This window comes from Paenibacillus ilasis, from assembly GCF_043195395.1.
Taxonomy (GTDB): domain Bacteria; phylum Bacillota; class Bacilli; order Paenibacillales; family Paenibacillaceae; genus Paenibacillus_AQ; species Paenibacillus_AQ lautus.
Map to the genome: position 1 here is coordinate 2,840,416 of NZ_JBHDJG010000001.1, position 22,239 is coordinate 2,862,654.

Sequence of the window (22,239 nt, forward strand, 5' to 3'; positions counted from 1 at the left end):
CACCTCAGGCATTCTTTATAGCTAAATAGGAGATACTTTTACTAGATTATACAATAAATCCGGTCCACGTTATGCGCATCCCTAGTCACGAAACATTTCTTTCGATAATACCACTTTTATAATATCTGACTTTCATAAACAGATAAAAACTGACCATTTCGGTATGGTCAGTTTTATTTTACGCTAACGATAGCTTGGATGTATATCCATATGAATCTGTTACGAAAGGACGTATGATCCCATGACTCATTCCATCCGTCTCCATCACAAAATCGGCCAGGGTTTAACGCCTCACCAATTTATGGAGAATATGAAGATTCGAGAAATGAAATTGAGTTGCATCCCAAACACCAAGGAATTATGTCGACAAGTCTATGATCGCTTCCAATGGGAGAACGAAGAGGCTGAGCGATTCTTCACTTCTGAGCTGCACATATTCAAGCAACTGCACTGCCTTATTCTCTGTACGGATTGGTGTCCGGATGTCATATGGAATGTTCCTGTACTATTTAGAATATTGGAATATAGCCGTATTCCGACCGAAGTGCTCATCATGGAAGATCATATGGAGACAATGGATCTTTTTCTCACGGATGGCGGACGCGCACAGCCGATTGCAGTCTTCCTCCATGCTAGCACCGGAGAAGTATTCGGAACTTGGGGCGCTCGACCGGCATACATCCAAAACGTCATGGACGAGTTCAAAAGGAACCACCCCGATAAACAAGCTGCAGGATATCAAGAACAACTGGACCAAACGTACAAGAAGATTGGCGAGCTCTACCATGACGGTAATGAATATCAGAGAGTCATGATTCAGGAAACAAGGCAACTATTTACTTCTATTACTGTATGAAATAAATCACACTCCCGCTGCTTAAATCTTCCTGAATATGTTATCATTACTATCGAAGATGCCTGAGGGAGTCACTGTTCGAGCAGCGGCTTATGAGGGTAAGTAAAATAGAGGTATAACCATTCACCAGATTTCATTAACTCAGTACAAGGAGAGAAACACTTATGACAAAAAATGAAGTTCAGCGTCCGTCCCGCGTGGTGGTCATTGGTACAGGAGCTGTAGGAGCAACGACTGCGTACACCTTATTTTTACGTGAGAGAGTATCTGAACTGGTATTAATCGATGCGAACCATGACAAAGCTCTTGGCGAAGCCTTGGATATGAATCATGGCCTCCCTTTTGCCGGAGGCGTGAAGCTTTGGGCTGGAGATTACAGCGATTGCAAGGATGCAGACATCATTGTCATTGCCGCAGGCTCCAACCAAAGACCTGGCGAGACGCGAATTGACTTATTGAAGCGAAATACGGCGATATTTGACGAAATTATCCAGAACATCGTGAAATACAATGATCACGGCATCATTCTCGTGGCCACGAATCCGGTTGATATTCTGTCTTACGTCACCTTGAAGAAGAGCGGCTTCCCGGTCAATCGCGTAATCGGTTCCGGTACCTTGCTGGATAGCGCCCGTTTCCGGTATTTGATCGGACAAAACAAAGGCATTAATCCGCGCAGCATTCACGCCCATATTGTCGGAGAACACGGCGATTCCGAGCTGCCGCTTTGGAGCATTGCCAACATCGCAGGGATCGGGATCGATCTGACAGACGGCGAAAAAGAGGATATTTTCGACCGCACCAAGAATGCGGCTTATGAAATCATTAACGCCAAGGGCTCCACTTCCTATGCGATCGCATTGGCGCTTGATCGGATCATCGTCTCCATTTTGCAAAACGAAGGTTCCGTTCTCAATGTATCCACCCTGCTCACGGACTACCACGGTGTGTCCGATGTGTACTTAGGCGTACCATGTGTGGTTGATCGTACAGGGGTTCGTGAAATTCTGAATCTCGAATTTAATGACGAGGAACTAACCCAATTCCATGCATCCTCCAACAAACTGAAAGAGCAGATTTCCAAAATTTACGAATAAAACAAGGCAAGGCTTTCCGGATGAGCGATCCGGGAAGCCTTATTCTTTTGGCTAGGGCGTCGATGACGCGCGAAGAAGGGCATATCAGTCGGCGGTATAAATAGAAATTGCACTGTAAAGCAGAAGCAATCCCATCGATATATTAAACAGGCGCTCATACCGGGACAACAGATGCTGGAACAGCGAGCCGAACAACGCCCAGGTCATATTGGCACAAATGCCGATGATCGTGAGCAAGAACGAGTATGATAACAACTGCGCATGGGATGTAGAGATCGGCATTACGAAGGTCGATATGGCCGTAATCCCGTATAAAATAACCTTCGGATTCATGAACTGAAAGATGAACCCGAAGGAAAAGGTATTGAATCCACGCGCCTTATCATCTGCACGATGCGGCTTGCTCTGCATGATTTTAATGGCCAGATAGATCAGGTACAGGCAACCGATGATATTCATAACAAACCTGATCTTCGGGATGAATGGGGATAATACCAGATTGAAATAGCTGGCCAACAGCATAATGACCAAGCATCCAGCCGCTACACCTCCGATAAAGCGCAGCGTTTTTTTAAATCCGTGACTCCGTCCATTAGTCATCGAGATGATGTTGTTGGGGCCGGGCGTAAATGAAGCGACAATCGCATAGGTCAACAGCGGAACGATCAACATGCTCCCCCTCCTTTCTTGTGTGTTATAATGAACAAAATTGTACGTTATAGCGTTCATTTGTTATAATTATACATTATGTATGTCATAACGCACAATATGTGCAATATGGAGGTCGATGATACCTTGAAGCCTATCAATCTAATATTGGCGAATAACTTGAAGCTGCTAAGGGAGCAAAGGAAGCTAAGCCTAGATAAAGTCGCGGAGATGACTGGAATCAGCAAGACGATGCTGGGGCAGATCGAACGCGGAGAATCGAGCCCCTCCATAACAACCGTATGGAAAATCGCGAACGGATTAAAGCTTTCTTTTACGTCATTGATCAATGAGCCTCATTCTGAAACGGTCGTGGTATCTCAAGAAGAGATCCAAGCGCTGGTGGAGGATAACGGAAAAATTCGGATTTATCCTTATTTCCCCTATGAGGACGGACGACGCTTCGAGATGTATTCATTAGAAATGGAGCCTGGCGGTTATTTAAGTGCAGAGGCTCACATCGAGGGGACGGAAGAGTTTATTACTGTTTTCGAAGGTGAGCTTACCATTCGTGTCGATAACGAGGAATATACGGTGACTCCAGGTAAATCCATTCGGTTTAAGGCCGATAAACCTCATGTTTACCATAACTCCGGCGCCTCCATAAACAGGTTAAGCATGGTGATCCATTATTCCAAATAACCAGGAGATTTAAAAAAGCAGCAGCCCCCTCCATAAGAGGGAACTGCTGCTTCGTATATTGCTCCACGTTTAACGACGCAGTGAATTCGTACTAACCACCCCGTAACGGGACAACAGCTTGCGCCCGAGCAGACCCACGACACGGTCCGTTATGAACCCCATCAATCCCAGACAAATCAATCCGACAAAAATCCAATCTGTGCGGAAGAACAAACGTGAATTCCAGATCAGATACCCCACGCCTTCATTGGATGCAATCATTTCTGCCCCGATAATCGCCATGAACGAGGTTCCCATGGCCAGCCGAATGCCGGTGAACATAAAAGGAACCGTTGCCGGAATGATGACATGCTGCACAATCTGCCACTCGGATGCCCCCATGCTGCGGGCGGAGCGAATCTTATCCTCTTCTACGGATAGGACACCTGTCAACGTATTTAATACCACAATGAAGAAGGTTGCATACAGAATAAGCATCACTTTCGATGTTTCCCCGATGCCGAACCAGACCAGAAACAAGGTGATGAAGGCAATTGGCGGGATGAACCGGATGAAATTTAGGAAAGGTTCGGCGAAAGCTCGAATCGGCCCGACCTTTCCGATGATGAGTCCGACCGGTATCGCAATCAGACTGCCAAGGGTCCAGCCGAGCAGCACCCGGTATGAACTGATCCCGATATACTGAATCAAGGTACCGTCCGTCAACAATTCATATCCGCCCTTGGCGGTATAGATAGGGCCCGGCAGTATTTCAGGCCCATACGCAAGGGAAAGCAACTGCCAGACGCCAAGGCCGGCAATCCACAGCAGGATATGAAGCGACCATTTCTTCATTTTCTCGCTCATGGGTCTCCTCCCTACTCGTCAAAGTGCGATTGGATTTGGTAATACAGCGCATGAAAAGCCGGATCTGTTAAATCTCTCGGGTAAGCGAGAGGCACCTCGTAGATATCCGTTATTTTCGAGGATGGTCCCGCTGACATGATGCCGATGCGTCCTCCCAGTAGAAGGGCTTCCTGAATATCGTGCGTCACGAAGATGACGGTTTTGTCGGTGTCCTGCCATATGCGCACCAACTCCCTTTGCATGGTCCGCCTTGTCATCGCATCCAATGCGCCGAACGGTTCATCCATGAGCAATATCGCGGGATCATTGGACAATACCCTTGCCAGTTGTACCCGTTGTTTCATGCCGCCTGAGAGTTCGCGTGGATATTTGCTTTCATGCCCCGCAAGACCCACTAGTGAAATAAACTGGTTGGATATGTCCTTTCGCTTCGCGGCAGGTATGCGTTTCATGCGAAGTCCAAATTCCACATTTTCTCTTACGGTCAGCCATGGGAACAGGGAGGAATCCGCTTGCTGGAAGACAACGGCGCGATCCTGGCCCGGACGGTCCACCTCCTTCTCGCCTACTCTCACCTGCCCCGATGTCTTGGATACAAAGCCGGCGATCAGACTAAGCAGCGTCGACTTCCCGCACCCGCTTGGACCCAGAAGAACAAAGAACTCGCCGCCTTTTACCGCCAGATTGACGTCTTGGATAATATAGTGCAAGTCACCTGCCGAGGGTTGCTGTGTGTAGCTTTTATGCAACTGTTCAATATGGATTTCATTCTGCCTTGACGCTGCTCTCATCATCTTCATCTCCTCACTTCAATTCAATGACTCGATCCGGGAATGCTTCTCTTACCAAATCTAGATTCAATTTCTCATTCAGTTCGAAATCCTTCTCGATGATACCGTTATCCACCATATATTTCTTCTGTCCCTGTAATCCTTCGTAGGCTTTATCCGTAAAACCTATGTTCCATGGATTCTTCGGCAGATCCTTTAGGGTCGCTTCTCTCGGCTGCTTGACTTCTTCATACATTAGGTCCGCCGTTTCCTCCGGATGCGCCTGGGCATAGGCTGACGCTTCATCCAGCGCTTTCAGAAGCGCTACGAAACCTTTCTTGTTGCTGTTGATCAATTCATTCGAAGCGATCAATCCAGTACCCAGCCTTACCGGTGTCTTGGACATATCCGACAGTTCTTTAGCTTCGGTAAGCGTTCCGAACTTCTCGTTCAGCACTGCCCCATATACCCAGGCGGCGTCAATATCGCCTTTTTTGAGGGCCACAAACGCCTCGTCGAAACCTCCCTGTCCGATCAGTTCCACATCCGACAACGCAACTCCGTTTTCGGCCAAATAAACATCCCATAGATAAGGGATGAAAGTGCCTCTTGAGAAACTTAACTTTTTACCCTTGAGATCAGCAGCGCTCCCAATTTCTTTACGGACGAACAGCTTCCATTCGCTCGCACTTACATCCGTTGCTGTTCCTGATGAAGCGAAGATGGAGTAATCGCCTTTGCTGACAGCGTTCAGGAGCGGGAAGTCCGCACCGAATGCAACGTCTGCCTGTTTAATGAATAAGGAGTTCACGCCTTCAGCCGGCGTAGCGAAGTTTACCAATTCGGCATCAATTCCGTGTTTGTCAAAGAACCCTTTGCTTTTAGCCACACGAAACACGGTATTGGTGGAAATATCCGCGATTTTCAATTTGAGCCGATTCCCCTGCTGCTCGCCCGAAGCATTTCCACACCCGCTTAGCATACTCATGGTGAGAATCATTGACAGAAACCGAAAACTCCATTGCTTCAAAGATTGGTTTCTACTCATTGCGATCCCTTCCTTTTTGCACGAGTTCATCCGTTCTGGCCACGCAAAGCGCTCCCTCTCCATACGAGATCGTGCCTTCTACTTCCACGCTCGTAACGGCACCTCTTTGTGCGGCCCCCGGCAGGCGGAAATCGGCAACATCAAGCGGAGCAATCTCCGTCTCAACAGGCAACTCAAGCTGAGGTACCCATTCATACGGAACCCGGTATGCGCGATAGACCATATTGGAGTTGCGGGTGTTTTTATAAGGCGAAATATATTCCCACACCAGCTCGAATTCTCGTGTCACTTCGAATATTCGCCCGTCAGCCCCCTCGGTGATCAAGGTGTTGCCATTGGGGAGCCGCTGAGCCGAGCTGATATATGGACTGTAAAAACGGTATGAGTCAAGCGGAGCCTGGAATCCGGCTTCCGTCGGCGTATATTGCCATTCAATCTCAAAAGTAACGGGGTTGATTTCCAGAATGCGCGAATGGTCACGCCGGGCTATTTTCAGGCCGTCTCCCGCTTCCGGATTCGGCTTTCCGTAACCGCCCCAGCCACCGTTATCAAAGATGAGAATGTTACCTTCGCCCGGAAGGCCCTGTGGAATGAGATGAGCATGATGCTGACCGATAATCCAGCCGATATGCTTTGTTTCCTCCGTGGAATAATCGGGGCCAAGCTTCCAGACGATATCCCCGGTTTTTTTATCAATGATGGCAATAATATTCGTTTCCCTAGCATCCCAGATTATATTATCGGGATGGAAGCGTTCGTCCCCCGCATCATAGAATCGGTTAGGCCCGAGCACCGATGCCGAATTAATGTGCATCCAATCGCCCGCATGAGCGCCAAAGCCGCGCGTATTCGGATCGCGGGATAATGCGTGCTTCGCATCCTCATCAAATCCGAGTTCATCAAAGTGATCGCTGACGGCCCACTCCCACACGACATTCCCTTCCCAATCCACTTCGATCATCGTGTCGTCCAATAGCTCAATGTCGGATATTTCGGGACGTTTCACATTTTTGTGGGCCAGAATGAGCGTATGGCCCGAATCGACTTTCGGATCTTGCCCTGGAACATAATAACCGACGGGATTGCCTTCCCGCTGATAGTCATGATGCTGGCGTGCCATCCACTGCGGCGGATGCCCCGGATCCTCTATGTATTCATAACGGTCAAATTTCCAGACGATATTACCGTCCCAGTCGACCTGCACCAGATTGGTCTCATCCTGAAACCCGTATTTCGGATCGCGCTCTGACGTGCTGCCAAGCACGTAACCACCCGGAAACAGCTTGTTGGGAAAACCTCGAAGTCCTTTCCACAAATGAACCTCTTTCCCATTCATATCGATGAGGAGAGCCCCTGTATCCGCTGCTTGATAAATCGTGTAACCGCTCCAAGCCTTCTTTGGGTTATATACCGTTGTACCTGTTGGATAAATCGTCGGATGTCCCATGTCACAACTTCCTTTCAAATTTGAATTTAGTAAGAAATAAATGCATTCGAACGTTTCAAGGCGCCGCGATGACCTTGAACATTTCCTTCGTTGGGTTCGGTGGATAATGCGCACTGTCGCTGCACGGAATCCGAGAAACCCTCAAGATGTTCATGGAGCCGTTTAAAATAATGAATCTGTTCCCTGAGCTCCTCGTGCGAGAATGCGCCGAAGATCAGCTCAATCATGTACCCGCCAACATTTTCGTTACGCTGCAGCATCTGTCTTCCTGCTTCTGTAATGTCTAAGGCAATCGCTCTCCGGTCTGTCTTGCTTCGCCTTCTGATCGCGAATCCGGAAGTCTCCAGCTTGTCGCATATCGCCGTTACCGCTCCAGATGTGAAATCGAGCTGTTCCGCCAGCTCGCCAAGCCTTTGCTCGCCATTCCGGAATATCGTGTTGAGAATCAACAAGCCTGGCAGTGAGATGCCTTCTACCGAGATTTTGTCACGCTCTTTGACAAACCTGCGTACCACTTTACGAAAATGCCAATCAGCCTCCTCCAATAAATCCCAATCCTTCTCTTCCATGTCGCTCCTCTCTCGGGTCATAAACCTCCATATGCAGTCCTTATCTCCCGCAGCTAACTCTTGAAATACAGAAAGACCCCCATCTACCCCTTTTGTCGTACTAACGACAAAACGAGTAAACAGGAGCCTTTGGTGGACCAATCGGCTGACCGTATCGTTCAATGCTAAGATAATGAATGATCATTTAATGATCATTGAAGGGAAATGCCTGTGGCTAGATTAAACCAATTAATACCACCTGTCAAGTAGGATTTATTCTACATGGTTCGAAAGAAATGAATAGTTAACTAAATGAACGACAACCGCGCACCAATTTGACGGATATGGTTGACGTCAGCGAACAAGATAAAATAATTGTAGAACGTTTCCCCAATTTGGACAGGGCGTGGGTATCTTACGATCAGGGCGGACTGCTTATTCATCTCCGCTGGTTGGTCGGCTGACGGAAAAATGAAACACGCTTCTTGATTTTGTATCTTCACAGGAACAATTCTTGGTGATGAGCCGTAAGGCATCAATGGGTGAAAGGCTTCAGAGTGGCACACTTCGGTAATACCTTCACTCGATGAAATGGCAGATACCTGAAAAAAACCGTCGGCCCCCTCGTATCTCTCTTCACTGACCCGACGCCAGCTTGCGGGATATGGAAAGGATACCCGGTACACAAAGCTGGTGAAGATGTTTTCCGAAATCCTTCTGGCTCTGTGAGACCACTGCAAAGCTGTAATCCAGCCGCCACTGACAACGTTCATCGGCACCTGATCCCTGAGATCCACAATCCAGAGCTGACTTGCGCTTTCTACACCTGCGCATCCCGATAAATACGCGATTTTCATACCGTCCGGGGACCACCCTACGGGAGTGGCAAAACAGTCGGATACCGCTATCGTTCGTTGATTCTGACCGGTGCGGCTGTCGATCTGGATAAGAGAATAATAATTAGGCTCTTCATAAGCGGTTGCGCTGTAGGCGATGCTCTGGGAGTCCGGGGACCATGACGGAAAATAGTTTTTGGCGAGCGGTCCGCCTTCCAGCGTATAGATGGTACCCGTTGCCAAATCCACAGTTGAAATTATGGAGATGCTTGCACCAGGGAATGTATACAGTGCGAAGGTTCCGTCCGGGGATATCCGAACGTCGTGGAGCGGTCCGTTCGTATTTTGCGTGATTTGTCTCCGGTTCGTGCCATCGGTTCGCATGCGGAAGAGCTGCGTGATGCCGCTGGCATCGGGAGCCGCAAAAAGAAGCTCCGTACCCGAAGGGAACCATTGGACATCACTAGCTCCTGGCTCTGAGAAGGTATAGCTCCGATGCGTGATCGTATCATAAACGACGATGCGGTCGTTTTTAACATACACCAGAGACCGGTTGTCAGGAGACCAGTCCAACAGCGTGAAGGGGGCGATTTGGTCAATCCTGGCTACAGTACGCGTGGCGATACTCAGCAAGTAGACCACATTTCCAATTCCGATAAATGCGATCCTCCTGCTGTCGGGCGACCAATAGGGAACGGAAAATTCCGCGCCAAGTCCCCGAGTAAGTTGAACATGAAGTCCGTCCTGCGGTCGGTACAGCCAAATGTCGAACGGTCCGCCGCGATTCGATGTGTAGGCAATCCACCCTTGATCGAGAACATGAGAAACTGCTTGCAAGGCCAACATCCTCTCTTGAATCATCTGATACTTCAGATATATTCAGTGGATGGCGGTTAGGCGACCGTCCCGGATGGATTTATGACACTTCTTCATTTCCATTTGTCTTCTCCTCTGGAAAAGATAACGCTCCACCAGAAACATGATGGCCGATTCATGCCGAAGAGGCGTATCGAGCATCGCGACCCTGAACCAGGGGTAACGATGCTCCATAAGTTCACCTCAAATTACGATTGGTGTAATCAGTTCAAAGGTTCCCATCGGTTGACGTTCAAGAAATTCAATCATAAAGATTTCTCATCAATCCTTATGCATAAAATTCAATTGCAGGGTTACCTGAGAACATGGTATTGGAATATTCGCCGGCCTTGTATTCTGAGATGACTTTTGTCCAAAAAGCTTGGGCTGACAGATTTTTTTCCAACCAAGCGATACTCCAATTGCCCTTAAACATTTCGAACACTTTGAAAGCTGCCTCTTTACCAATTACTGCTTTCGGTATTTTTTCAAGATGAAAAATTCCGCCATGGAATAGTTTGGAGTTGCATCACTTGCTGTTTTGATTTCTCTCACCAATACAAATCCGGCCAGCTTCCCCGATTGTATAACAAGGTAAGGATACCGCCCCTCTTCCGTCCAGTAATGGTCTAAATACTTATAATCGTACAGGCCAAATTCGTTAACGTCATTCTCACGCTCATCTTCATATGGACTCATATCGTATTGATAGAGTTCCATCAGGTTACGTAATATTATTTTCTGCTCATATGAAACCCTTAGAAGTTCCACCTACCCACCACCATTCCTCCGTATGCATGTAAAAATATTCAATATGGTTATGGATCAATCCTGCCTATATTTGAGAATACCGCAGCCAAAAAAACGTTCCCTCATCGGTTAATCATCCGCGTTTTTCTAGTATTGCCCAACATCATAAAGGTTGGTAGAATATAACAGTTACACTATCGCACATACATAAGGAGAGGAACACAATGACAGTTCAACCACAAGCAGCTAAGGATTCCATGATCGAATGGCTGGCAAATGAACAAGAGCTCGGCCATAAGCCCAGCAAAATCGAATTAGCGGGAGAATTTGATCTCCACGACATGCATTATTATATTTTCAAATATAAGAAGACCCTGTTTGGCAAATGGCTGGTCGGCGTTTGCGGCGGTTATGAAAGTCCGTCAGACACCGAGCATTGTGGACATGTATTCAGTGAGATGCAGCCCTATCATCCTTCCACCGCGGAACAGGAAGCTGTAGCCATGGTTAACATGATTCGTGAGTATTGGATGAAGCAGGCTGCACAATATGAGGCAGGGGAAGCTTCAGAGGATAACACGTTGGATTCCAATGAATCATCCGGGATATTTAATGGCTTCGTTCTGTTGAACTCCCCGGAATGCGACCTGGAACAGATCAAAGCAAATCTTCTGCACGATTGGAATATTTCCTCTTCCCCGGAGGATGGCAGCTCCGGAGAGGAAAAAGAAGGAATTCTGGTCTTTGAGTCAGACGGCTGCATGATCGCGGTCAGCTTCGTTGATGCTCCGGTACCGGATGGCGAGGCTGAGCATTACGCGCAAGGCAACTACCTGTGGCCAGAGGCTGTGGAGGTAACCAAAACCCATGTCAGCCAGCTTATTCTGGCGGTGTTTTCGCGTGCTGCCTCCCCGCTTGATAGCGGCAGGGTGTACACCAAGCTGGCGGCGAGCTGTTTGAAGCTGCCTAATGCCGTCGGACTCTATTCATCCGGCACGGTATTTCAGCCTGAGCTCTTTGTGGAAATGGCTGAAACCATGAAATCCGACGATCTATTTCCGCTGTTAAATCTGGTATACTTCGGGCTAGTTCGCACGGAATCCGGAGTCAATGGATATACATATGGGCTCAGAGCCTTTGGTAAAGACGAGATCGAAGTGCTGGACAGCCAGGTGACACCTGCCGAGCTTCGTGAATTCCTTATGGATATTTCTTTATACATCGTTGAACAGAACGTCACACTAAGAGACGGGGAAACCATTGGCTTTTCGGCGGAGCAGAAGCTGCCGATTATGCGTTCCGAGGGTGTCTATCTGGATGGTGACACGCTTAAAATCAAGTTCTGATTCCATGTGATCTTCTCCAATAAAAAGGCTCCCCAAGTCATTCAATTAACTTGGAGAGCTTTTCACACTCCACAGCCCGTAAGCTTACCGTAACATTCCCTGTTGCTTACGGTTGCCGCAGAACAGCCACACACAAAAAAGCCCCCTGTCAGAAGGGAGGCTTTTTTCGCGGTTATGAGAATAGCATTACGCCTGGATAAACAGGCTGAATTCTTGGCCGTTTTTGACCGGCTCCTGTGCCATGGTGTAGCCGTGTTTTACGACTTCTTCCGGCACGTTGCGAAATGCGGACGGACAGTCCGAAATGACCTGAAGCGTTTGTCCTTTTTTCATATCACGGAGTGTTTCGAGTGTGTAGATGACCGGGTATGGACAAGATTCCCCCCGGAGGTCCAATGTGAAATCAACGGACATGGGTTGCATCCCCTTTCTTGAATCCTACGCCGAAGCGGTAGTTTTTTTGCCAGTATGCGGCGACAGCGAATCCGCCACCGAGTACGAGCAGCGTAACAATCAATGCAGCCGCCGGACCCATGACGGTGATCAGGTTAATAGGCGAGCCGCTCTTCACGAGAAGGTTAAATACTCCCATATGATCCCATGCATATGCCAAAGCGGTTGCGCCTATAATGTTGCCGATAAACACGGGTAAAAAGACAACTTGTCCCTCCATCAGCCGGTACATCATGCCGGTTTCGCAACCGCCGGCCATGACAATACCCAGGCCGAAGAGCAATCCGCCGATAAAGGTGCTAGGGGCGGCAATTTTTGTAATCGGGTCCAGACCGTATACAAGAATTACGATAAGCGTAGCGACGGAGCTGACTGCCATACCGACGGCAATCGCTTTTGTCATCGTGGCCCGGCCGCTGATCCACAGATCGCGGAAAGCGGAAGTAAAGCAGATCTGCCCCCGCTCGATCAGGATGCCGAATGCCGCTCCGAAAAGGGCGGCTGTCCCCAGCATCGTGCGGCCAGTTACATAGAAGTATACGATCAGCGCGATGTACGCAAGACCTAACACAGCCCCTAGTAGAGGTTGCCGGTTCTTACCCGTTTTAACGGACGGCACGGTACCGCCCATTTTGAGTACGGGCTTCCCTTTCCACCATCTTGTGTTAACCAGCCGAGCACCCAAAAACGTGCCCGCACCGGTAGCAACGATAAAGATCCAGGAATGAAGGGAGAATTGAGGCACGCCGGTAAAAAAGGCTGCCAGATTGCAGCCCAGAGCCAGCCGGGCTCCAAAGCCCGCGATGATTCCGCCGACAAATCCTTGAACGTACCGCCGTTTCTGTCTCGGCATTCGGATCTTGAAATTGCTGCTCAGCAGAATCGTAATGAGGGCTCCGATAAACATGCCCCATACGATCCACCCGTCGGTCCGCGTCCATGTCGTTCCGTCCATATGGACGAGTTCGAAATACGCCCAATCCGATATATCCACCCCGATGAATTCCAGAATATGCCCTCCGAGGCGAGTAAACTCACCGGTTACCGCCCATACCGTATGGGTGATTCCGAAGTAGACCGCGCTGAGGATACCGGCCAGAGCCATAACGAGATAAGGACTCCAGTAGCTTCCGAACCATGTTGAATATAACTTTTTCACTTGCTCAATAACTCCTCTTCCGCTAAAATCACGATTCTAATCTATGGTAAAACCCACAAATTCCATTTTACTATAAAAACTTCAATGCGGGGATGAAATTTGTTCATGATCTTACATCGTAATAACAAAAAAAGCCGCGATGATTCGCGACTTCCTATGCGTGTATGTTCATGTTTTCCGAGCTCATTCATGTTCAAAGCGGCGGGTTTTCTACTCCCATTTGTATCCATCCTTCCTTTGAAGGACCATATACCGCAGGGATATTCAATCCCGCTTGACGCATCAGGACGGTAACCTGTCCTCGATGATGAGCGATGTGCTTAATCAATCCCATAAAAATGGTAGCATTGGATTCCTGACGTCCAAAGGCATTTTGAAATTGTTTTAAAGTCTCATCCGTCCATTGTTGTTCAAGAGCTGTTTCTACATCAGAACTTATTCTTCTAAAAGTCTCGGCGATTTGGTTCGCGGAGGGTACTTCAGCAGAATCTTGTACCTGATCGACGACAAGCCCGAATTCAGTCAAGTATTCGGGGGTATTCGTTACGAAATGCCATGCAATTCTTCCCAGATTCCTGCCTTCTGGGTATACTTGCTGCAGTAATGATTCATCCGTTAAACTGTCTAACACCCTTTGTGTTAATTCTGCTTCTCTTTTCCATTCTGTAATAAAATCTGAAACGGTTATATACATGATTGGTTCATCCCTTCTTAAGAAACTCGTTCAATATTTGATGGTAATCGTTAATTCTACATCTTCCCTCCCCATTGAAATTGGATGTAAGAAATTCATCCTTAACTCCATCCTATCTGCTAATAGTGACAAGGATTGTCATAGTTATATTTTTTAAACCTCCAAGCCCGATACACGGCCTTCCGCCCCTATGCCCTCATTGCATTTGCTCGGGATTATCGTCATGATTACCTTGACCGACATGAATTCAGGGGCGATTCGCAAAAAACTCGTTTAACCGAAGCCATGAATAAGTTTGGAAGTATCCTCCATACTAGTGAAGAACCACACAATACAACCAAGGAGGAACCATGATGCTCGACAATCTGGAAAGCGACTATGACTGCGCGAAAGCCAGCGACGATCTCCATCGGCTCAAACAGGAGCTTACCGCTCTGCGGGAACAGGGTGCTGAAGACAAGGAAACACAGGAACAACTCAACCGACTGGAGAATCAAATCTCCTTCATTATGAACAAATGCGATATTAACCATTAACGTTCAATCCAATCTCTCTTCGAGATCTGCAATGATCTCGCCATGAACTCCCTCCATGATTTAAAAAACCCGTATCCGTGAAGGATACGAGTTTTTTTTAGTTTCGATTGGTTAACCTCCGCGGTTATATAGGTTCGCAACAAACGCATACACAGACGGACTGTATAATAGTTAAGTAACCGGGTTGTCCCCCCCCTACGGAATCGTTCTCGAAAAAAATAAATAATGAAACCGAACCTTTTTTTGATAGAGAGACAATATAGTGTGTAAGCTTACCCAGGAGGGCCCTCTGAATGCAAAGTGAATATATGTACCAATTGCTCAAACAAATGAAGGATGGTGATCAACAGGCGTTTCATACGATGTACGATGCCACCTATCAGGACGTCTACCGGACCGTTTCCTTTCTGGTGGATCATCAGCAGGATCGGGAAGATGTCATGAATGAGATTTATATGCAAATGTGGACGTCGCTTGCCAATTACGATACGAATCGACCTTTCCGTTTCTGGCTGCACGGCTTGGTCATCCGTCAAGTGCAGAGATTTCGGGTCAAGCGCTGGCGGAGATTCCGAATTTTTGAACGCATCCGTGCCTTCTCACGGGAAGAGTCGCATTGGGATCAACCTTCTGTGTTGATGGACGGCTCGAATCAAATGATATCGCAGGCCATCCAGAAACTGACTGATAAACAGCGAATGGTGATTATCCTCCGCTTTTTTCACGACTATACGTTGGAGGAAATCGCGACCGTACTCGACATCCCGCTGGGCACAGTCAAGTCCAGATATCATGCAGGCATCCAGGCGCTTCGAAAAAACATATGGAATCTCCCCCCGGAAAGGATGGAAAAGATCAATGACTATTGAACGCAATATCCGTGAACATCTGCGCAAAGAAGCAGAGACGTTGGATTGCCCGCCGGCAATTTCCAACCGAATAGCACGATCCTATTCACAATATGTGCAACAAAAAAGGAGCGGGAAACCTATGAAAAAACGATTAATAGCTGGAATTGTTGCGACTGCGATTTTGATTCCAACCGCAGCATTTGCTGCCCCTACGCTGATTGAAATGCTGACTAGAACCCCGATGACTGCTGAACAAGTCAAGACGGATGAGGTTGGCAAAGCAACTCTTGAGAAGCTGTATCGTGCATTTCCTGAAACCAAATCGTTTGAGATTATCGAGGCAAGCAACGTCCAAGGTGTCCAAACAAGCATCATTCTCCAGGAAAAAGGGGGAATCGGCAAAAAAATCACCCTTCATACAAACAGTACGACGGGTGAGATTGAACATGTGATTCAAGAGAATTGGGAGCCTAAGGAGAAGCCACTCACGGCTTTAACCGATCGGGAAATCAAATCGAAGGTTGATGATCTCTTGGTTAAAATGTATGGCAACATCGAAGCGTATGAGTTTGCTTTGGAGCAATTGGAGAACCCGGATCAGAAAACGTTGATGTTGAATTACACCCAAAAGGGATCAAAAACACCGTTCTACCAGGTTATGGTGCAGAGTAATTCTATCAGTGTTTCTCTGATTGGAGGAGAGACTGCTTCTTCAAACGGTAAAGTGGAAGGTTTCTTCACTACAAATGGTAAGCCCGATTATTTTGCAGACGCCTTTTTAAATGATGATAAACTCTTTTCTTTACTTAATATGAATCCAACCGAATTAAAACAAGAATTAGCAAAAGGTAAATCTGTAGTGGAGATTGCAGCAACTAAACATGTCTCGAAGCAGCAAGTTGTGGATGTCATTGCAGAAACACAGGTTGATTTGCAAATCCAAGCTGAAGCTAATGGCGAAGTTCCTAACAACAACCTTTCAAAAGAACAAATGTTAAAAGCTGTCGAACCAAAAGTATTGCAAGTCATTGAATACAAAACAGTAACGCCATCGAAGAAATAACTTTTTGATCCAACAAAAAGCCGGATTCCTTAAAGAAGGAAAACCCGGCTTTTTAATATGAATCCCGTTCTCTTCGTATATTTTCGTTAAAGGGCTGGCTCCCCTTTTACTTCTTTCATAAACTCTCTAAATTTTTCAGCAATTTCTTTGAATTTGGTATGATGCAGATAATGTTCTCCTTCAAGTGGTATTACTTTTCCATGGTCAGAATCCTTGACTTGCTCTTCATGCAACGGAATCCAGGTTGGAAAGTCTGGATTATCCGCTTGTACAAAGAGTAGAAGTGGAAGGTCTTTAGGGAATGTTAAGCCTTGAGCCTCTTTAAAATTGGAAGAAATATGGTCCATCTCACTTAACATCGTGGAACTATTCGAGTTTTTATTCGACAGCATTTTCATCTGCTCTACGGTTTGATCATCAAATGCGAGGTCAGCATAGGGGTCGCCACCAAATTTGACCGCCAATCTTTGGAGACCTGAATTTTTAAGAAATGCAAACGTTTTTAACGGGAATTTAACATCCATACCCGGTTGTGTTGGAACACTGCTATCGATGCCGACAAATGCAGTGACCTCATTCGGATATTTGTTCACATAATCAATGCCGTAAATGCCTGCAATCGAGTGGCCCATGAGCATATATCGGTTAATGTTAAGTTGCTGTAGCGCTTCATGAACTTCACTTACGATATTCTCTATGGTTCGTTCTTTTTCAGTTCCATCACTTAATCCATAACCGAAAGGCTCAACCGCCACAACTTTGTAATATGGAGATAGCTCATCAATGAGCAGCTTAAAATCAAGCGCTGGTGCAGCTGTTCCATAACCTGGAAGAAGCACGATCGTTTCCTTACCTTCGCCTTGAATGAACACATTCATATTTTTCCCGTCTACAGACACGTGCTGGCCGTAAGGCTCTATTCGTTTCGCCTCGGAATGACTGCTGATCACATTGGTGATATAAACAATACCTAGAAAAAGAACAATGGCGATAACGATTGCTCCTATGATTTTAAGTAAAACACTTCGTACTTTCTTTGATTTCGTCCCATTCCTCGTCGTCATTTTCTCTGTTTGTGTCACGCTCATCTTCTCCTGTCCTGATCTGTCTATTAGGCTTCCTCCATACGCCGCTAATGGAATCTTAACCAATGAAGATGTACTCCCCGTGACGTCAATATGAACGGAGTATGAACTGGCATAAAAAACTACGGTCTCACATGCAAGGAAGTTTGCACATGAGCCGTAGCTGTGAGAATACGAAGTAGACAATTGGAATTTTACTATGAATCTATTGAATCTGACGGCATTGTCAATGGCAATGTGACAATGACGGCTATAAAAAATCTGCTATGGGTTAAGGAGCGTCGCTGCATCGCGTAACAAATATTCCGCAGCTTCGGCGGAGATATGATTCCCTTTTTGTGCATGGACTTCTGAAATGAAACTGCTTAGGTTTTGTTTTTGCAATTTTTTCAACAGACTGTTAGCAATCCCTTTGTTGTTAATTATGCCCTCGTCTGCAAAACGTTGAACCAGTTCCTCAAGAGCAGCATAACTTGTTTTTACTTGAAAATCTACGGATTGCGTCGATGAATTCCCTGCTGCATCCATAGCTTTTACCGTAAACGTATGTGTACCCAGCTCAAGTTTGTATAAAGGAATATCCATTAGATCCGTTAGTGCTTTTCCATCCAACATGACTTCGGTTTTTGCTTGGTCGACGCCTGACAGCGTGTCTGCCACTTCAAATTCGGGTTGAAACACACCCGTGTTGAATTCAGATGTTACCACTTGATTTATCGTAATCTCCGGAGCTGTCCAATCCACCGTAATATGGCTGGAGGCCTCAAAATCACCGTCGTCCGTCGTGGCCGTGATGACTGCCCTTCCTTCCCCTACGGCAGTTACGATTCCATGATTGTCTACCGTTGCCACCTGGACTTGATTCGTGCTCCATGTCATATTCTTATTGGTTGCATGATCAGGCATAACCGTTGCATGGAGCTCTACGCTGCGGCCGGAAGAGGAATTAAACACAAGCTCTGGTCTATCAATCATAATTCCAGTAACGGGTACGTTATCAGAGATATGCTCAACGATGAGTTCATTTAACGCAATGTTCCCCCAGATCCGATTCCCGTCATGAACCTTTAATCGAAGTTTATAGGCGTTTACCGTTGGAAAAGAAACGCTCTGGTGTTCTTTGGTGCTGTCGTTAAGCTCCCATTCAACCGATGCGTCGGATAATGCCGTCACCCACCGGCTTCCGTCGTAATACTCTACATCAAAATTTGTAATGCCTTGGCCGATTCCGAAAAATGTGACCAATGTAACCTTGTTGACCGGAACCTTATGATTGCCGTAATCAAGGGTAATATAACCAGGAAAACTCACATCTCCACTACTTCCCCATGCAGAGTTCAAATTGTTGTCGATGATATTAGTAATGGTGCCTGCTCCTGTAGCAAAGGTTGTGGTTACCATATCTTTGGACAGTTCAGGATTGTTATACAATTCAAGTTCGTTCAGTGCGATTCGCCCCGATTGGCCGGCTCCGTCATGGACCTTCAATCTGATTTGAGAGAATCGAGTCAGTGGAAATTCCACGGATTTGATCTCATCCGCGCCCGTGTTCAGATCCCAAGTGAGATTGATGTTCGTGCGTAAGGGAATCCATGCCGAACCATTGCTGTATTCAAGATCAAAGTTCGTAATCCCCCTTTCTTTTCCGTATCTAGTATTTAACTTCAATTGGTTGGCCATAAGCGTTTGACTGCCAAAATCGAGCGTGATATCGTTCGGAAATGCTGGCGCAGCATCGGTTTCCCATGCCGTGTCATAATCATTATCAATAATGTTTTCGACCGGTCCTGTTGATGACGTTTGAAATGTCGTACTTGCAACAGCCTGCGTAGCTAGATTGTCAACAGGTGTGCTGGCTGGCCGTTTCGGAACGATGACGATCGGATCTGGCATATTCCCGGCTGGTGGCACACCGCCCTCGTATTCGTGGGCACCGATATCGGGAGCACCATTATATAACGGGTTGCCGAAATAATCCCTTCCTCCGTTATCTTTTATGCGAATGCCTGCCCCTAGGAGTGGTGAATCCGCTTGCAATTGGTACCCATTCACCGTACCCATGCCATTGCCACCGCTTCCAGGATCAACGAATCTCGGATCGTCCGTGATTTTATGTGCATCGGCCTGCACCAATGTGTTTCCTCCGTAATATGCATTGTAGTCAAATGTTTGACCCGTCAAGTCCCATCCCTTATCACCGACGCTGTAGTACACATTATTATAGTTATGAATGTTGCGCGGAGCACCCGAAGCCTTGGTGAAGTAATCGCTCATTACCGGGTTGCCTGACGATTTTCCTACGTAAATCGTATTATTGTAGTTATAGACATGATCAATGGATCCGCTGTATCGGAATATACTTTTCCTGTCGTTTTGGCTTATGTTGTATCTGACGATGGTATTGATTGTGTAGTACGTGTCGTTTACGAACAGCATGAAGCCGCCAGCGTTATCATGACTGTAATTGTACTGAACCAACGAACCGATGTTTCCTGCATCCACGTCGAAGCCATGCCCGTCTTCCGCGCCGTTCACACTGGCAAACGATTCGTTGAATTGAACGAGATTATTGTCCGCATACGCCCACCAAATGGAAGCATTGGTTGCCAGATACGTAGCTTGTTGGACGGTGTTGCGCTCGACCACCGCTCCATCGGTGACATTCCATGCGATCCCGCCTGTTGCAGCTCTAATGACGGTATTATTGGATATTTTCACATGGGTAGACGGCGTCCATGGCCCGTATGGTTTAGGTACCCATGGCCATAAATCACCCATTCCATACCGCAAGATACAGTTGGAACCTATATAAATGCCATAGGCATCCACATCCGTCAGTATATTTCCGTCAATGAGAATATCGTTAAATGCGCTGGGTGTAGTCGACCCAACCGAATCAAAAATGATGCCCCCGGAGCGTGTGGTATATGATCCATCAACATCATGGATGTTCATGTTTTTGATATGGATGTGGTTCAATAAACCTGCTTCCTCATTTAAGATATAAACACCCCGTCTTTGGCCCCGCGGATTCTCCCAATCTCGATCAAAAGGCAGCGGCGAGCTGTTTGTCACCTCCAGGTTGTTGATTTCCCAGTACTCCTGGTTTTTCAAGAAAACGGCTTCCAGTTCGGTCGTAATCCCTGCGATTAATGGTTTGCTACCGGAACCGTACATATCGATAATAATCGGATGTTCGCTTGAACCTGAACCTTTAGGCCACAGCCTGCCGTTCCAGCTCTCCCCAGCTTTAAACAAGATTTTGTCGCCTGGGGCAAAGGTAGTTGCGTTAACTTTATCTAACGATCTCCATGCAGCGTCTTGACTTGTGCCGTTATTCCCGTCATCTCCTCCTGTGCTGTCCACATAATAAGTGGTTCCGGCTGCAGAAGCAGTCGACGGTGAAACGGTAACCCAATTGCAAACGAAAGATAAAATCGAAACCATACAGATAAGCTTTTTGAAAAACGATTGGCGCAATCAACTTCATTCCTTTCATTTTTATTTATGTAAATGCCAAATTGGCGGTTACATTTGGAATTTTCTGTACAGCTCCTCATTCAATACAACCTGCGCATCGGTTACCCGCTCACGTATGTATTCCTCGTATTTGTTATCGATAAAGTCCTTTAACACTTGTTCTCGAATTTCGTCAAATGCCAGATACTTGGAACCCTTCTGACCTTTCTCCATGCATTGGATTAGATAGAAGTGGCCGTTCTCTTCAACAATTTCGCTAACCTCTCCTGGACGAAGGTTGGCTGAAGCTTGAGCTACCGGACTTCTGGCGTTGTGCCTGTAGCTGTCCAAGTTATATAACTGCTCCGAAACCTGGTCAGCTTGATTGATGTCCTTGGCTGCTTGCTCAAATGAAATCCCGGATGAAATTTTCTCCCTGGCAATCTCCATCTTTTTTTTCTCCTGCGTCTTAAGAAGTGGATCGACATTCCGACTTGCATCAAGAAAGGATAACGATAATTGTCGTACCTTCACCGTTGCAGGGGCATCGTAAAGCCGGCTCTTATTCGCCTCGTAAAACGTAATCAGCTGTTGTTCATTCGGCTTCCAGTCATGTTCCATCAGCTGGTTTTTGACCGATAAGGTTGTATTTCCCATCACATATTCAAAATAAGTTTCCTCCGTATATTGAGCGGGTCCAAAAACAACCTGATGATTCTTGATTGCTTTTTGCCTTCTCTCGTTTTCAAGGTTGAAGTTGTGTACAAAACCGTCGTAACTGATATCGGAAAGCACTCCTTGCTCTTTGGCAAGGATCTGTCGAATTTTAAGATTCATGCTATCTTCCAGCGCCTTCTTTTTGATCAACTCAAGCGGGATTTCATTTCCGTATGGCGTGGACCAAAATGCGGCCGACTGGGCAGCATCATATTTTTCATGGAAATAGTTGATAATTCCAGCTCTATTGGCTTGAATGGCTCTTTGAAATTCGCTTATATGAATCTCTATACCGTCAACAGTCGCGATATAGGTGTCTTCATGATGTGTTTGTGTAAATTCAGGCTTTGTGATAAAAATGATAATCGCGATGATCAAGATTAAGATTCCGGCTAGGAACAGCCATTTCAGACTGCAAAATTTATGTATCATCATACCCATCAGCACCTTCGTCATTAGGATTTTTTAATGAA

Annotated in this window: 22 protein-coding genes; 7 read left to right on the forward strand and 15 right to left on the reverse strand. The window is 46.7% G+C overall.

Features of this window, described 5'->3' with window-relative positions:
- Nucleotides 1-241: 241 nt before the first annotated feature.
- Together ACETK5_RS12955 and ACETK5_RS12960 are read left to right on the forward strand one after the other, a co-directional pair.
- Nucleotides 242-856: a thioredoxin family protein gene (locus tag ACETK5_RS12955; RefSeq protein WP_326114991.1), complete on the forward strand. Its 615-nt coding sequence runs from the start codon at nt 242-244 to the stop codon at nt 854-856.
- Between the two features lie 164 nt (nt 857-1,020).
- Nucleotides 1,021-1,953, forward strand: coding sequence for an L-lactate dehydrogenase (locus tag ACETK5_RS12960; RefSeq protein WP_326114992.1), 933 nt, complete (start codon nt 1,021-1,023; stop codon nt 1,951-1,953).
- Between the two features lie 84 nt (nt 1,954-2,037).
- Here the strand turns inward: ACETK5_RS12960 and ACETK5_RS12965 are convergent, their stop codons facing one another.
- Nucleotides 2,038-2,625, reverse strand: a complete 588-nt coding sequence (locus tag ACETK5_RS12965; RefSeq protein ID WP_394056029.1) for a LysE family transporter — start codon at nt 2,623-2,625, stop codon at nt 2,038-2,040.
- A gap of 123 nt (nt 2,626-2,748) precedes the next feature.
- Between ACETK5_RS12965 and ACETK5_RS12970 the strand changes: the two genes are divergently transcribed.
- Complete coding sequence (locus ACETK5_RS12970) at nt 2,749-3,303, forward strand: helix-turn-helix domain-containing protein (protein ID WP_394056030.1); 555 nt, start codon at nt 2,749-2,751, stop codon at nt 3,301-3,303.
- A 69-nt stretch (nt 3,304-3,372) separates the two neighbouring features.
- Here ACETK5_RS12970 and ACETK5_RS12975 read toward each other — a convergent pair whose 3' ends face one another.
- The 8 genes from ACETK5_RS12975 to ACETK5_RS13010 form a co-directional block, all read right to left on the reverse strand.
- Nucleotides 3,373-4,149: an ABC transporter permease gene (locus ACETK5_RS12975; RefSeq protein WP_326114996.1), complete on the reverse strand. Its 777-nt coding sequence runs from the start codon at nt 4,147-4,149 to the stop codon at nt 3,373-3,375.
- A gap of 11 nt (nt 4,150-4,160) precedes the next feature.
- Nucleotides 4,161-4,940 (reverse strand): ABC transporter ATP-binding protein, encoded by a 780-nt coding sequence (locus ACETK5_RS12980; RefSeq protein ID WP_394056033.1) that lies wholly within the window; start codon nt 4,938-4,940, stop codon nt 4,161-4,163.
- A 13-nt stretch (nt 4,941-4,953) separates the two neighbouring features.
- Nucleotides 4,954-5,907 carry an ABC transporter substrate-binding protein gene (locus tag ACETK5_RS12985; protein ID WP_394056035.1) on the reverse strand — a complete coding sequence of 318 codons (954 nt, stop codon included), beginning with the start codon at nt 5,905-5,907 and terminating at the stop codon, nt 4,954-4,956.
- A gap of 52 nt (nt 5,908-5,959) precedes the next feature.
- Complete coding sequence (locus tag ACETK5_RS12990; RefSeq protein ID WP_394056037.1) at nt 5,960-7,414, reverse strand: aryl-sulfate sulfotransferase; 1,455 nt, start codon at nt 7,412-7,414, stop codon at nt 5,960-5,962.
- 26 nt (nt 7,415-7,440) lie between these two features.
- Nucleotides 7,441-7,983 carry a MarR family winged helix-turn-helix transcriptional regulator gene (locus ACETK5_RS12995; RefSeq protein ID WP_394056038.1) on the reverse strand — a complete coding sequence of 181 codons (543 nt, stop codon included), beginning with the start codon at nt 7,981-7,983 and terminating at the stop codon, nt 7,441-7,443.
- Nucleotides 7,984-8,270: 287 nt separating this feature from the next.
- Nucleotides 8,271-9,644, reverse strand: a complete 1,374-nt coding sequence (locus tag ACETK5_RS13000; protein ID WP_394056040.1) for a hypothetical protein — start codon at nt 9,642-9,644, stop codon at nt 8,271-8,273.
- A 33-nt stretch (nt 9,645-9,677) separates the two neighbouring features.
- On the reverse strand, nt 9,678-9,848 hold the full coding sequence (locus tag ACETK5_RS13005) for a hypothetical protein (RefSeq protein WP_394056042.1): 171 nt from the start codon (nt 9,846-9,848) through the stop codon (nt 9,678-9,680).
- Nucleotides 9,849-10,121: 273 nt separating this feature from the next.
- Nucleotides 10,122-10,373 (reverse strand): hypothetical protein, encoded by a 252-nt coding sequence (locus ACETK5_RS13010; RefSeq protein ID WP_394056044.1) that lies wholly within the window; start codon nt 10,371-10,373, stop codon nt 10,122-10,124.
- A 254-nt stretch (nt 10,374-10,627) separates the two neighbouring features.
- Between ACETK5_RS13010 and ACETK5_RS13015 the strand changes: the two genes are divergently transcribed.
- Nucleotides 10,628-11,749 carry a DUF4261 domain-containing protein gene (locus ACETK5_RS13015; RefSeq protein ID WP_394056046.1) on the forward strand — a complete coding sequence of 374 codons (1,122 nt, stop codon included), beginning with the start codon at nt 10,628-10,630 and terminating at the stop codon, nt 11,747-11,749.
- Between the two features lie 186 nt (nt 11,750-11,935).
- On the opposite strand, the gene yedF is transcribed toward ACETK5_RS13015, so the two are convergent.
- The 3 genes from yedF to ACETK5_RS13030 all read right to left on the reverse strand — a co-directional run bounded on the left by yedF (nt 11,936) and on the right by ACETK5_RS13030 (nt 14,055).
- Nucleotides 11,936-12,163, reverse strand: a complete 228-nt coding sequence (gene yedF / locus ACETK5_RS13020; RefSeq protein WP_015735163.1) for a sulfurtransferase-like selenium metabolism protein YedF — start codon at nt 12,161-12,163, stop codon at nt 11,936-11,938.
- Nucleotides 12,153-13,307 (reverse strand): selenium metabolism membrane protein YedE/FdhT, encoded by a 1,155-nt coding sequence (yedE, locus tag ACETK5_RS13025; protein ID WP_394057424.1) that lies wholly within the window; start codon nt 13,305-13,307, stop codon nt 12,153-12,155. Before yedE ends, yedF begins: the two co-directional genes overlap by 11 nt.
- 247 nt (nt 13,308-13,554) lie before the next feature.
- Nucleotides 13,555-14,055, reverse strand: coding sequence for a DinB family protein (locus ACETK5_RS13030; RefSeq protein ID WP_326115010.1), 501 nt, complete (start codon nt 14,053-14,055; stop codon nt 13,555-13,557).
- A 353-nt stretch (nt 14,056-14,408) separates the two neighbouring features.
- Between ACETK5_RS13030 and ACETK5_RS13035 the strand changes: the two genes are divergently transcribed.
- The 3 genes from ACETK5_RS13035 to ACETK5_RS13045 all read left to right on the forward strand — a co-directional run bounded on the left by ACETK5_RS13035 (nt 14,409) and on the right by ACETK5_RS13045 (nt 16,505).
- Nucleotides 14,409-14,591: a DUF2524 domain-containing protein gene (locus ACETK5_RS13035; protein WP_100536989.1), complete on the forward strand. Its 183-nt coding sequence runs from the start codon at nt 14,409-14,411 to the stop codon at nt 14,589-14,591.
- Between the two features lie 293 nt (nt 14,592-14,884).
- On the forward strand, nt 14,885-15,460 hold the full coding sequence (locus ACETK5_RS13040) for a sigma-70 family RNA polymerase sigma factor (protein WP_326120656.1): 576 nt from the start codon (nt 14,885-14,887) through the stop codon (nt 15,458-15,460).
- Entirely contained in the window at nt 15,450-16,505 is a 1,056-nt protein-coding gene (locus ACETK5_RS13045) for a hypothetical protein (RefSeq protein ID WP_394056049.1), read from the forward strand. Before ACETK5_RS13040 ends, ACETK5_RS13045 begins: the two co-directional genes overlap by 11 nt.
- A gap of 86 nt (nt 16,506-16,591) precedes the next feature.
- Here ACETK5_RS13045 and ACETK5_RS13050 read toward each other — a convergent pair whose 3' ends face one another.
- The 3 genes from ACETK5_RS13050 to ACETK5_RS13060 form a co-directional block, all read right to left on the reverse strand.
- On the reverse strand, nt 16,592-17,593 hold the full coding sequence (locus ACETK5_RS13050) for an alpha/beta hydrolase (protein WP_394056051.1): 1,002 nt from the start codon (nt 17,591-17,593) through the stop codon (nt 16,592-16,594).
- Between the two features lie 261 nt (nt 17,594-17,854).
- Nucleotides 17,855-21,037, reverse strand: a complete 3,183-nt coding sequence (locus ACETK5_RS13055) for a discoidin domain-containing protein (RefSeq protein WP_394056053.1) — start codon at nt 21,035-21,037, stop codon at nt 17,855-17,857.
- Nucleotides 21,038-21,118: 81 nt separating this feature from the next.
- Nucleotides 21,119-22,201: a peptidylprolyl isomerase gene (locus tag ACETK5_RS13060; RefSeq protein WP_394056054.1), complete on the reverse strand. Its 1,083-nt coding sequence runs from the start codon at nt 22,199-22,201 to the stop codon at nt 21,119-21,121.
- Nucleotides 22,202-22,239: the final 38 nt, after the last annotated feature.